Consider the following 13368-nt stretch of genomic DNA (forward strand, 5'->3'; position numbering starts at 1 on the left):
TAGGAAATCTACATACCATCTAATAATATTTAAAAGACCATCGGTAATTTTTGTCCAATGGTCTTTTTATCCTTTTATATGCAAAGAATAAATTTATTTATGATACGGTTCATCGTAACTATTCTAAATAAGGTTATTTTTTATTATTTTCATAATTAAATTTAACAAAAAAGGTAGTGCCTTCCGATCCTGTTTGAATTTCTATTTTTGCATTATGGCGGGCAGCAATAGCATAACATACACCTAACCCCAATCCAGTTCCATTATCTTTGGTCGTGTAAAACGGCGTACCCAGTTTCTCTAATACTTCAGGCCTGATACCTTTTCCTTGATCCCGCACCGCAAGCACCACACAATTTTGACCTTCCTTGTAAGTGCTAATGGTTAGAACTTTCCCTGTATTCATCGCTTCTAAGCCATTACGATATAGATTCATTAATAATTGCCGTATTTCATTACGATTTAAAAGTAATTCTGGAATGTCATTTGTATCGACTTGAATATATTTATTTTGATTGTACGTATCAATCCTTATTAAAGGAATAATATCGCGGATAATTGAATTTAAATCTAACATCTGCAAATCCGATTTCCTTGTATTACCCATTGAGAGAAATTCAGTAATAATAGAATTGGCACGGTTAAGTTCTTCAATCATTAAATGAAAGTACTTATTATGTTTCTCATAGGTATTCTCTTCTTTTAATAACTGTAAAAATCCTAGTACTGTTGTCATTGGATTTCTAATTTCATGGCTGATACCTGCTGCCATTTGCCCTATTAAATCTATGTTGGATAATCTTTTCAATTCCTGTTCATATTTCTTTTTTTCCGTTATGTTTTTAAAAATACAACAAATACCATCATCATACGGGTATGCAATAACTTCGTGCCAATATTCATCTGCAGTAGAAAGAAATTCGAAATGAACTGTAGTTCGCTCTGACATCGCACGATGAAATTCCTTATACATAACTGTGTCGATTTCACTCGGGAAAACATCCCATATATTCTTTCCTAATACATCTTTTGCTGTTTTTCTTTGCGGAAAATATTGGTGCTTATTTACGTACGTAAATTCCCATTTATTATTTAAAATAAAAAATCCATCCGTAATACATTCAATCACACTTGTAACTTTTTCATTAGCAGCAGCTAGCTCTCTCGTTCGCTCTTCCACTATGCTTTCTAGTTGATCCATATATGACAAATTCGAAAACGTAGGGGCTGTGGCATCAACGATAGATTTTGCTAGTTGAAGTTGAGAATGATCATAATTGTGAGCTTTTCCTTCTTTGCCAACGACGATTACCCCTAATACTTCTCCAATTGAAACCAATGGAATCATCAATAGACCCTTACTATCTATATTTTTTGTTTGAATAACTTCTTGAATCTTGGCTTCATAGCTTTTCTCTGTCCAATCCGCTTCTGTCCAATGACAACCCTTACTTAATTTCGTTGTTTTAATTGTTGTTTTATCTAGCGGATCTAGAAGATGGGCAGTCATATTTTTACTCTCTAAAATCTGTTCTAGATAAAAAAAGCATTTATCAAAACTCTCCTGTATCGAGGAACACATTGATAAATCACGTGTAACATTTAGTAACAGCTGCTTCTCAGCAATAAGGTTTTCCTTTTGTTTTAAATTATTTGTGTTTTGAATTGCAACCGCAGCCATATTTACATAAGCTTCAACACTTTGAATTTCTGAATCTGTTAAGTTCATCGGAATTCCATAATCAAATAAAAAAACTAGACCAAATAACTCTTGCCCAAATGAGATAGGCAAAGCTAATAAGGACTTAATTTTGAATGCATTAACCGGTCTCGGATCTGGTCGATGATCCTTTGAGGTATCAGGAATATAGATGGTTTTTTTCGTTTCAATAACCTCTTTTGCCAGTAAGTCTATTTCAGGATCAATTACTTGAGTATCGAGCGTTACGCCATTTATAGTCTCTGGTTTTCCTGCAAACCCTCTAAATGTTCCATCTTCCTGGGGTAAATAAATTCCAACAGCATCGCACCTAACAATTTCCTCTGATATCGCCATTGTCACACGCTGCAATACGTCACGTAGTTCTAATTTCGTATTTATTATTTTTGTTATATTTGCGAGTCTAGAATATCTCGTCTGATCACTTACCATTCACATAGCCTCCAATTATAGGCATAATAAAATAAATATGATAATATCAGTGTTTTACATAGAATACATTACTTATGATACGGTTCTCCACGATTAATCCGAAACGCTCTATAGACTTGCTCAAGCAACACTAATCGCATTAATTGGTGTGGTAATGTCATCTTTGAAAAAGAAAGTGATTCATTTGAACGCTTCATCACTTCTGAGCTTAGTCCAAGTGATCCACCAATTACAAATGCGACTTTACTCTTTCCGTATGTAGCAAGGCGATCTAGACTTACCGCAAATTCTTCTGATGACTTTTGCTTTCCTTCTATAGCTAATGCAATCACATGCGTGTCATCAGAAATTTTATCGAGTATACGTATACCTTCTTTTTCCTTTACAATTAACATTTCTGCTTCACTTAAATTTTCTGGCGCCTTTTCATCAGGTAATTCAATTACTTCTACTTTTGCGTATGCAGATAATCGTTTTAAGTATTCTGCTATACCTTGTTTCAAATATTTTTCTTTTAATTTCCCAATTGAAATAATCGAGATATTCACACGTATCCTCCACCTTACAAACATGTTATCCACAAAACTTATCCACATATCCACAAATACTACCCACATATTGTGTGAGAATCTGTGTTCGATACAACATATGTCGCCTCATTTTGACAAAATTCACATGTTTTTTTCTCTTTTCCCGAGTTATCCACATTGTTGATAACTGGTGCAACTTCACACTCATCCACAATAATATCTAACGCTAATTCAACATGTTCTAAACAACAAGGTAAATTCATTTTCTACACCTCACTTTTCTACAATAGAAAACAGGAGGTAGGCCCTCCTGTTTTTAATACTTTTGAATGCCTAATTTCACTGTTGTTGTTACTCTTTTTGTACCACGATAAAACGTAAGAGTCATTTTATCATTAATTTCCTTATCATATAAGGCCGTACGGAATCCAATAATATCGCGAATCGGTTTTCCATCTACTGCCACAATAACATCATGTTCTCTTAAACCAGCATCCGCACCTGGCGAAGGACTTTTCACATCCAAAATACAAACGCCCTCTGTTACAGTACCTGGTAAATGTAATGTTTTTGACCAATAATAGTTTGGGATTTCATTTAATGACCTAAGTTCAATCCCAACATACGGTCTTCTTACTTTTCCATACTTCTCAAGTTCATTCATAATCGGAACAGCTCTAGTCACCGGAATAGCAAGGCCGATTCCTTCTACTTCTTTTGCAGCAATTTTCATTGAATTAATACCAATTAATTGTCCTGCTGCATTTACAAGCGCACCACCACTATTCCCCGGATTAATCGCTGCATCTGTTTGTAACACTTCTACTTGCCAATCATAATGTCCATCTTGATCTAAATCTACAGGGACAATACGTTCATTAGCTGAAATAATACCTTGTGTAACTGTTCCAGAAAATTGCAGTCCAAGTGGGTTTCCAATCGCAATAACTGGTTCTCCTCTGCGAACAGTATTAGAATCGCCAATTTCAATTATTTTTTTCACATGCTTTGCATCTATTTCTAATACAGCTAAATCTGTGACTACATCGGTTCCTAATACTTTTCCAGGAACCTTCTTACCATCACTTAGACTTACTTCAATACGATTCGCTCCAGCTACAACATGATTATTCGTTACAATATAAGCTTGACCATCTGTCTTTTTATAAATTACTCCTGATCCTGTACCAGCCTCTGAATCTGCCTCTGAAAAATTATCTCGTTGAATGTTAATAACACCCACAACAGCTTCAGATGCACGATCAACAGCATCTACAAAGCTAATCTGTTTAATCCCTTGAGCTTCAGCCATATTACTTCCACTTGCTTCAGCTTGCGGAAGCGTATCAGCAGAATTCGAAAATAAAGGCGCTCCAAACGCAAATAAAGAAGCTCCTACAATTGTTCCCGCTATACTCGAAAGAACTATACCTTTGTGCTTCTTTTTTCCTGCACGTTTCATACGATAACTTTCTTCATCAATAAAGGACATATTTGTTCACCTATCTTCCTGAAAACAACTATATTCACCTTTATTGTTTACTAAAATGAAGAATTATACGTATTGAATTTTTGTAGGCATTTTTGGATCTGTATCGTGAATTTCAAAGGATTCACCCACTCCAAATCCTTTTTCCTCTAGTACTTGTGATACTGACATACGCGCTAGTTCTTTCATGTTATTATCTAAGCTTAAATGGGCTAAATAAATATGCTTTGTCTCATCTGTAATTACATCTGCCATCGCTAATGCAGCATCCTCATTACAAACATGCCCAACGTCACTTAAAATACGTCGTTTAATGCTCCATGGATAACGTCCCATACGAAGCATTTCTACATCATGATTACTTTCAAATACAAAAGCATTAGCTCCCTTAATAACGCCCTTCATACGGTCACTTACGTATCCCGTATCTGTAATAAGCGCTAATTTCCTATTATTGTTATGGAAAGCATAAAACATCGGTTCTGCCGCATCATGAGAAACTCCAAATGACTCGACTTCAATATCACCAAATGTTTTCACATCACCAACTGAGAAAATAAACTTTTGTTCAGTTGGGATATTTCCTATTAAATGTTCCATTGCATTCCATGTTTTCTCATTCGCATAAACAGGTAAATCATATTTACGTGCCAATACACCTAATCCTTTAATATGATCACTATGCTCATGCGTTACAAGAATACCTGATACATCATTTATATTTAGTTCTGCTTGTTTAAATAAAGCCTCTGTTGCTTTACCACTTAAACCTGCGTCGACTAGTAATTTTTTTTCATCGGTTCCTACGTATAGCATATTTCCTGTACTTCCACTTGCAAGTACGCTAAAATGCAACCCCATTCTTTCTCACTCCAGTATGTTCATCAACCACTTGATTTTCCTTTTCTCCTAATTCCATAACTTGTCCTTCAATTGCATTCACAAAGAAGTCCTGCTTCTGCTCCGTTTTTAAATTCCACGTTGGAGCAAGTACTTGGTTATTAGAAGTAGATGCGGTAAGAGTGGCATAACCAATTTGCGCTTCTTTAACATGCGTATTTCCATGAATTTTATTTTTTAAATACAAATTTTCTAAAGCTGTTTGAGCCGTAATAATTTCTTGATCTTTCGTTTTTTCACCTTCGCCCATTTCTTTTAAATCAGTTAGCATTGTCTGCGTATATGAAACAAGTTCATTTTTTTCATTTAATTCCACAACAATCATCGCCTGATTATTATAGAAAATAGGCTTATCTTTATATTTTTGGAAGAAATAAATTTTAGAGTCTTTCACCGCTCCAAATTCATACTTTTGTCCATCCAATACATAGTTCTTCAAAAATTCATTATACTTATCTTTTGATAATGATTTCGTATTTAAAAAAGGCTCTTTTAGCTTACTTTCTATCTTGTACATATTTTGTATATGCACCGTTTGATTTTTCAAAGACTGTATATCTTCTTCTTTAAAGGCTTTATTTTCCGCTCTAATAAATGACTCTTTTTTCGGTTCTTTAGGGATATTTCCCATCGTAATTTTATTTGCTTTTAATTCTTGATCTATCTTTGTTTCTGCAATAAGCTCCAATTGATTACTATCTTGCTTTTGAATGAATTGGAAAATGAGAAAGAGGTCCAAAACAAAAAAGGTCACAATAAATATGGTTTTAATCCGATCCCAATCCATTTAGTCCTCCCTCACTCCACTCATAGATTTTCTGTTTACCTGTTTCATCTTCAACAAGCTTTACATACCAAATTGGTTGTAGTCGAACCACTTGCCCATCTAGTGATAACTTGTATCCAATGCCAATATCCTTAATTACTTGTTTCTTTATCTCTGGATTATTTTCTAGGGATGCTATTACAACATGCCCTGACGGAAGAGTAACCTTCTGTTCTATACCTTTAGTATTTAAAGACAGCAACGGTCTTTCATATTCCATTACTTCTTCTGATCCCCATACTTGTCTTAATTCCGCTAATCCATCTGCATTGAATACTGGATATCCATCTTCATTTAAGCGAAATACTGTCTCTCCTTTATTCATATAGTCCAAACGATATGAATCCAAACTCCCACTGTGACCACTTACAAATTCAAAGCTTTTTTGTAAAAGCATTAAATTATCTATCGTTTTCTCAGTTAAAACAGAAGAGTTTTTATACTTTAGCATGTGACGATCGTTTTCAATTTCCATGGATCTAATACCATCTGTAAATGTTTCTTTCGACATCTCGGTAATCGGACTTAAATAACGAGGATCACTAAACAGAGTATTCTTAAACGTATCAACTGCTAAATTAGATGAAATATATGTTATATTGCTTAACTCTGTCGTTCCATCTGGTAAAAATAATTTTTTCATATCATTAAGTTGATAATCAAAATAAGGTTTTGCTGATACTATAAATTGATTTTGGGCATTTACAATATCTTTTAAATACAAGCCACTTAATTTTGCCTCGTATATTTTAAAGTTATCACCATCAGAAACAAAGTTAATTTTAATTTCTTGATCCTTACTTCTAGAAGGATCAAGGAGAATACGATTAAAATGTTTAGGCTTATCTGTACTTTTCTCTTTCATGTTGAACATGGATTTAACTGCATCAAATGGGATATCGGTAGGGAAAACAAGTTCAACTTTCCCTTCACCATGCACATATGAAAGGAAATCCCCCTTAGTGATTGATATCTCTCTAAAACCATGTAGTTCCCCTACTTCTAGAGGCTTATAGATTGATTCTATATCTGCCTCTCTTCTGCTCCCATAATGATTTTTATCTTTATGCACGATGATAGAAGTAGGACGGACAACATCGGAAATTTTAGTTTGGTTCATTCCTTCATTCCCCTGTACAAATTTCGCGTTTTGCATGGATGTAGAATCTGGCACATACGTCCATAGATTAAAAGTAAGAAATAGGCTAATTACAACTAGGTTAATTAAAACTATTGTTTTAAAGTTTTCCATACTCATTCCCAATCGTCCTCTTCATCTGCTGCCATTGGTAACGTGAAATAAATAGTTGTCCCTTTTCCTTCTTCACTCTTCGCCCAAATAGAGCCACCATGTGCCTCAATCATTTCTTTTGCAATTGCTAATCCAAGTCCCGTACCACCCATTTGTCTTGAACGAGCTTTATCTACGCGATAAAAACGTTCAAAGATTTTATCAACGTTTTCTTTTGGAATACCCATTCCTTGGTCACTTACACTAATTTCTAATAAATCACCGCGATCACGTAAACGATATGTTACTGTTCCACCTTCTGGTGAATACTTTAATGCGTTAGAAATAATGTTATACAGCACTTGAGTAATTTTGTCAGTATCCATATCAATAAATCTAGATTTCTTAGAGAAAGATCGTTTGAAACTTACATTTTGCTCTTTAGACATTTCAAAGCGATCAATAATATTATTAAAGAAATCAGTAAAGTCGACCCATTCTTTCATTAAACGATGCTCTGTACTATCCAGTTTAGATAGCTGTAACAACGCATTTACAAGTCTAATCATTCTTTCTGTTTCTTCTTGTGTAACCGTTAAAAATTGTGGTGCAATATTTGGATCCTGCCATGCTCCATCTGTAAGTGCCTCTAAATAACTGCGCATCGTCGTTAATGGCGTCCTTAATTCATGAGAGACATTTGCCACAAACTCACGGCGTTCCCGTTCTATACGTTCCTGCTCTGTTACATCATATAGTACAGCAATTAAGCCGTTTGCCTTCCCTGTTTCTTTTTGAATAACAGAGAAACTAGCACGTAAAATATATGGTTCGTTTCTCGTACTAAAATCTAATAAAACAGAATCTGGCTCTTCATATAAATGATCGAGCGTAAATTCTTCCTGTATCCCTAATACCTCTAAAACAGATTGATCGAGCGCTGTTTCACGAGAAACATTTAACATCTTTTCCGCAGGGTCATTTAGTAAAATAATATCCCCTTTTCGATCAGTAGCAATTACTCCATCTGTCATATGTGATAAAACAGATGATAATTTACGCCTTTCACTTTCTGTAGAAGAACGAGCTTGTTGTAATTTTTTCGATAAATTATTGAAGGATAATGCCAGTTGTCCAATTTCATCATGGCTATGCACTTTTACTTTTCTGGAATAATTTCCTTTTGCCATTTCAATTGCTTGTCTCCGCATATCTGAAATTGGTCTTGTAATTGTTTGAGCCAATAAAATCCCAAGTACGGCCGTTACTAATAAAGCAATTACTGTTCCCGTAGCAAAAATTTGATTTATATCCTTCATTTGTTTATATACATCTTCCATAGATGCCACAATGTAAATAACACCAAGCGCATCCTTACCGTTATCATCTAGAATCGGAGTAAGCATAACTTGAACACGATGACCTGTACTACCATCCTTCTCAATTTTCACTTCTGGCTTTTTTTGTACTAACACTCGCTGAACAGCTATATCAGTTGATGTTCGATTCACCTTATTCTGCTTTGATTCATCTGAAATAGCCAGTAACTTTCTGTGCGAATCAAATACACTTACCTCTTGTATAACTTTCTTCTGATCAGAGGCAAATTTTCGAATTGACGTTTTAATCGTTTCATCTGTTGACTCTGTTTCTGCTTTTGTATAACTTTTTTTAAACTCTTGCTTCAAATTATATGATAATAAGTTTGTTTGCTGCGTTAAAGAATCCCTAAAACCTTGTACTAAGCTCTTCTCTAATTCCCTTACGAAATATACTCCAATAACTTGCATCGCTATTAATATTAATAGCATATATATAAGCACAAATTTTAAATGAATAGATTGAAAAAAACCAACTTTCTTCATATACTATTCCTGCTCTGGGTCACGCAAGTAATACCCTACTCCACGTCTAGTTACAATTAAAGTAGGATGGCTTGGATTATCTTCAATTTTTTCACGCAAACGACGTACTGTAACGTCTACTGTGCGCACATCTCCAAAATAGTCATAACCCCAAACTGTTTGTAATAAATGTTCGCGTGTCATAACTTGTCCTAAATGTTTCGCTAAATAATGTAGCAACTCAAATTCACGATGTGTAAGCTCGATATTTTCCTCGCGCTTCGTTACACTATATGCATTTGGATTAATCACAATTGGTCCAATAACCATTTCTGTATTTTCTTCTTTTTCCGCAGCACCACCTTGTTGATGGCGGCGTAAATTCGCCTTCACACGAGCAAGTAATTCCCTTGTACTAAATGGCTTCGTTACATAATCATCTGCCCCAAGCTCAAGCCCTAATACTTTATCAATCTCAGAGTCCTTTGCTGTAAGCATAATAATCGGCATTTCTGAGCTTTTACGTATTTCACGGCAAACCTCTAAGCCGTCTTTACCTGGTAGCATAATATCTAATAAAACCATATCTGGTTGCTCTTCATTAGCCTTTTCAATTGCTTCATCACCATCATGTGCCATTACTATTTCAAAACCTTCTTTTTCTAAGTTAAACTTCAAAATATCTGCAATCGGCTTTTCATCATCAACTACTAAAATTTTCTTTCCCATCATCGTCTATTTCCTCCTTATAAAAATATGGTCAATAATCCCTAAACATATTGATGTTTACATAGTATGTCCTATATGATCGCATCCTTTGTTTAAGTATTTTCTCCTCTATTCTCATAGACTCATGTATGATCCACTTTTACACGGCATCTTATACGATCTATAGAAAAACCTCTAGCTTCAACTGCTAGAGACTCCTCGTTCTATTTTAAAATAACTACTCAGTTTTGTAAAATTACATAAATAAAAAGGATATTAAGTGGGCCCACTTAATATCCTGAGAGTGGCTCGGGACGGAATCGAACCGCCGACACGAGGATTTTCAGTCCTCTGCTCTACCGACTGAGCTACCGAGCCAAAACTATATATAAAACCACTAATGGTGGTATAAACAAAAGTGGCGGTCCCGACCGGGGTCGAACCGGCGATCTCCTGCGTGACAGGCAGGCATGTTAACCACTACACCACGGGACCAAAAATAAGCAAAAAAAAACATGACCCGTACGGGATTCGAACCCGTGTTACCGCCGTGAAAGGGCGGTGTCTTAACCACTTGACCAACGGGCCACGAAAAATAAAATGGTGAGCCATGAAGGACTCGAACCTTCGACCCTCTGATTAAAAGTCAGATGCTCTACCAACTGAGCTAATGGCTCATACTCACCAACGTCATATTTTCGTGACGACAAGATGTATCATAACATGTATTCTGTATTTATTGCAATACTTTTTTTGTTTTTTTATAAAAGAATAAGAAAAAACTCATGCGGACATGAGTTTTTTCTAAATACTATTAATTAAGCTTCGTATACGTTACGAACAATATTTGTTTGGTTACGATCTGGTCCAACTGAGAACATAGATATTTGAATTCCTGTTAACTCAGAAACACGTTCTACGTATTTTCGTGCATTTTCAGGAAGTTCATCTAATGATTTTACACCAGTAATATCTTCTTCCCAACCTGGAAGCTCTTCATATACAGGCTCACATTTTGCTAAAATGTTTAAGTTAGCTGGAACTTCATCAATAACTTCACCATTGTATTTGTAAGCAACACAAATTTTAAGAGTTGGAATACCTGTTAAAACGTCGATAGAATTTAATGATAGATCCGTTAAACCACTAACACGACGTGCATGTCTTACAACAACGCTATCGAACCAACCTACGCGGCGTGGACGACCAGTTGTCGTTCCATACTCGCGACCAACTTCACGAATTTGATGACCAATTTCATCATGAAGCTCAGTAGGGAATGGACCATCACCAACGCGGCTTGTATATGCTTTACATACACCTACAACGCGAGTAACTTTCGCAGGACCAACTCCAGTTCCAACTGTTACACCACCAGCAATTGGGTTAGAAGATGTAACGAACGGGTACGTACCGTGGTCAATATCAAGCATAACACCTTGCGCACCTTCAAATAATACACGGTGATTATTATCTAATGCATCATTTAATACAACAGATGTATCACATACATATTGCGCGATTTGTTGCCCGTACTCGAAGTACTCTTCGAAAATTTCTTCTACAGTGAAACCTTCTGTATCGTACATTTTTTCAAATAAACGATTTTTTTCTACTAAATTGCGCTCAAGCTTCTCTTTAAATGCTTCACGGTCTAAAAGATCAGCCATACGAATACCAATACGAGCAGCTTTATCCATATATGCAGGACCGATACCTTTTTTCGTTGTACCGATTTTGTTATCACCTTTACTTGCTTCTTCTAACTCATCTTGCTTTAAGTGGTAAGGTAAAATAACATGTGCACGGTTACTTACACGTAAATTATCAGTACTTACACCACGATCGTGTAAGTATTTTAACTCTTCAAGTAATGCTTTTGGATCTACTACTAATCCGTTTCCGATTACACAAATTTTCTCTTTATAGAAAATACCAGATGGAATTAAGTGTAATTTATATTTAACTCCGCCGAAAACAATTGTATGTCCCGCGTTATTTCCACCTTGATATCTTGCAACTACTTCCGCATGCTCAGAAAGAAAATCAGTGATTTTACCTTTTCCTTCATCGCCCCATTGTGTTCCTACAACTACTACTGAAGACATTATTAAAGCACCTCCGCAATTTTCAAACGATCTATTCAAACAATATAATTGTACCAAAACCGAAAGAGAAGTCAACCGAAAAGCGAACATTTTTTCACAAAAAAACATTTTCGTTCGTAAGAATTATATATTTAACTTATGAAAGCCTTATCTTTCTTATAAAAAAAAAGAAACACATCTTATTATAAGAAATGTGTTTCTTTTTTATACTGCCTTTATGCCGGTGGAGCATGTCCATCCTCAAAACGACGTTCTAAGTTAACGAACTTATTGAACTCTTTGACGAATGCAAGTTCCACTGAACCTACTGGACCGTTACGTTGTTTTGCAATAATAATTTCAATTGTATTTTTGTTTTCCGTTTCTCGATCATAGTAGTCTTCACGATATAGGAAAGCTACAATATCAGCATCCTGCTCAATACTTCCAGATTCACGAATATCAGACATCATCGGGCGTTTATCTTGACGAGATTCTACACCACGAGATAACTGTGATAAAGCAATAACAGGCACTTGCAATTCACGTGCAATCCCTTTTAAGGTACGAGAAATCTCAGATACTTCCTGCTGACGGTTTTCTCCTGATTTCCCACTTCCTTGAATAAGCTGCAAATAGTCAATCAAAATCATACCAAGACCTTGTTCTTGCTTTAATCTACGACATTTTGCTCGAATCTCATTTACTTTAATACCTGGCGTATCATCAATATATATACCAGCATTTGAGAGACTCCCCATTGCCATTGTTAATTTTGCCCAATCATCGGAAGTTAATGAACCAGTACGAAGTCTTTGTGCATCAATATTCCCTTCTGCACAAAGCATACGCATAACAAGCTGATCAGCACCCATCTCCAAACTAAAAATCGCTACATTTTCATCCGTTTTCGTCGCTACGTTTTGTGCAATATTTAATGAAAATGCCGTTTTCCCTACTGATGGACGTGCTGCCACGATAATTAAATCATTTCGTTGGAAACCTGCTGTCATCTTATCTAATTCAGTAAACCCAGTTGGTATCCCAGTAACTTCACCCTTTTGATTATGCAAAAGTTCAATTTTGTCATAAGCATCTACAAGAACATCTTTAATGTTTTGGAATGCTTTTGCATTCGTTTGATGGGATACTTCTAATATTTTTTTCTCAGCCTCATTTAAAAGACCATCCACATCATCTTCTCTCTCGTATCCATCCGATACAATATGAGTCGCCGTGCGAATTAAACGACGTAAAAGCGCCTTTTCAGCGATGATGCGTGCGTAATATTCTACGTTAGCTGCAGTTGGCACAACTTCTGCTAACTCTGCTAAGTAAGAAACCCCACCAACTTCTTCTAGTAATCCTTGATCAGCCATTGCTGATGTCATCATTACTAAGTCGATCGGCTCTCCCTTATCAGATAGCCCAAGCATGACTTCAAAAATCTTTTGATGTTTCGTTCGATAGAACGAATCAGGTACCAATAACTCTGATGCTGAAGTTAACGCATCTTGATTAATCAATATGGCCCCTAAAACCGCCTGCTCAGCCTCTATATTATGCGGAGGGGTACGATCAGCAAGTACATCACTCATACG

11 protein-coding genes and 4 tRNA genes are annotated in these 13368 nt (G+C 35.8%); all 15 read right to left on the reverse strand.

Annotated elements, in window-relative coordinates; genetic code table 11:
- Nucleotides 1–133: 133 nt before the first annotated feature.
- The 15 genes from AC22L0_RS23290 to dnaB all read right to left on the reverse strand — a co-directional run bounded on the left by AC22L0_RS23290 (nucleotide 134) and on the right by dnaB (nucleotide 13365).
- Nucleotides 134–2152: a GAF domain-containing sensor histidine kinase gene (locus AC22L0_RS23290; RefSeq protein WP_087967118.1), complete on the reverse strand. Its 2019-nt coding sequence runs from the start codon at nucleotides 2150–2152 to the stop codon at nucleotides 134–136.
- A 68-nt stretch (nucleotides 2153–2220) separates the two neighbouring features.
- Nucleotides 2221–2700, reverse strand: a complete 480-nt coding sequence (gene rlmH / locus AC22L0_RS23295) for a 23S rRNA (pseudouridine(1915)-N(3))-methyltransferase RlmH (protein ID WP_001027003.1) — start codon at nucleotides 2698–2700, stop codon at nucleotides 2221–2223.
- 59 nt (nucleotides 2701–2759) lie between these two features.
- Nucleotides 2760–2945, reverse strand: a complete 186-nt coding sequence (locus AC22L0_RS23300; protein ID WP_001052831.1) for a CxxH/CxxC protein — start codon at nucleotides 2943–2945, stop codon at nucleotides 2760–2762.
- 53 nt (nucleotides 2946–2998) lie between these two features.
- Complete coding sequence (locus AC22L0_RS23305; protein WP_000008042.1) at nucleotides 2999–4174, reverse strand: S1C family serine protease; 1176 nt, start codon at nucleotides 4172–4174, stop codon at nucleotides 2999–3001.
- 63 nt (nucleotides 4175–4237) lie between these two features.
- Entirely contained in the window at nucleotides 4238–5032 is a 795-nt protein-coding gene (locus tag AC22L0_RS23310) for an MBL fold metallo-hydrolase (protein WP_000522837.1), read from the reverse strand.
- Nucleotides 5016–5858 carry a two-component system regulatory protein YycI gene (locus tag AC22L0_RS23315; protein WP_000383738.1) on the reverse strand — a complete coding sequence of 281 codons (843 nt, stop codon included), beginning with the start codon at nucleotides 5856–5858 and terminating at the stop codon, nucleotides 5016–5018. The genes AC22L0_RS23310 and AC22L0_RS23315 overlap by 17 nt, the downstream gene beginning before the upstream one ends.
- Nucleotides 5839–7155, reverse strand: coding sequence for a YycH family regulatory protein (locus tag AC22L0_RS23320; RefSeq protein WP_087967116.1), 1317 nt, complete (start codon nucleotides 7153–7155; stop codon nucleotides 5839–5841). The genes AC22L0_RS23315 and AC22L0_RS23320 overlap by 20 nt, the downstream gene beginning before the upstream one ends.
- Nucleotides 7152–8993, reverse strand: a complete 1842-nt coding sequence (gene walK, locus AC22L0_RS23325) for a cell wall metabolism sensor histidine kinase WalK (protein ID WP_000755367.1) — start codon at nucleotides 8991–8993, stop codon at nucleotides 7152–7154. Before walK ends, AC22L0_RS23320 begins: the two co-directional genes overlap by 4 nt.
- A gap of 3 nt (nucleotides 8994–8996) precedes the next feature.
- Nucleotides 8997–9704, reverse strand: coding sequence for a cell wall metabolism DNA-binding response regulator WalR (gene walR / locus AC22L0_RS23330; protein WP_000971865.1), 708 nt, complete (start codon nucleotides 9702–9704; stop codon nucleotides 8997–8999).
- A gap of 281 nt (nucleotides 9705–9985) precedes the next feature.
- A tRNA-Phe gene (locus AC22L0_RS23335) sits at nucleotides 9986–10058 on the reverse strand.
- 41 nt (nucleotides 10059–10099) lie between these two features.
- Nucleotides 10100–10175 (reverse strand) — tRNA-Asp (locus AC22L0_RS23340).
- Nucleotides 10176–10196: 21 nt separating this feature from the next.
- Nucleotides 10197–10268: transfer RNA gene (locus AC22L0_RS23345), tRNA-Glu, on the reverse strand.
- Nucleotides 10269–10281: 13 nt separating this feature from the next.
- A tRNA-Lys gene (locus AC22L0_RS23350) sits at nucleotides 10282–10357 on the reverse strand.
- Nucleotides 10358–10498: 141 nt separating this feature from the next.
- Nucleotides 10499–11788 carry an adenylosuccinate synthase gene (locus AC22L0_RS23355; protein WP_000100238.1) on the reverse strand — a complete coding sequence of 430 codons (1290 nt, stop codon included), beginning with the start codon at nucleotides 11786–11788 and terminating at the stop codon, nucleotides 10499–10501.
- 215 nt (nucleotides 11789–12003) lie between these two features.
- Complete coding sequence (gene dnaB, locus AC22L0_RS23360) at nucleotides 12004–13365, reverse strand: replicative DNA helicase (RefSeq protein ID WP_050229053.1); 1362 nt, start codon at nucleotides 13363–13365, stop codon at nucleotides 12004–12006.
- Nucleotides 13366–13368: the final 3 nt, after the last annotated feature.

The organism is Bacillus sp. LQ01 (genome assembly GCF_057624735.1).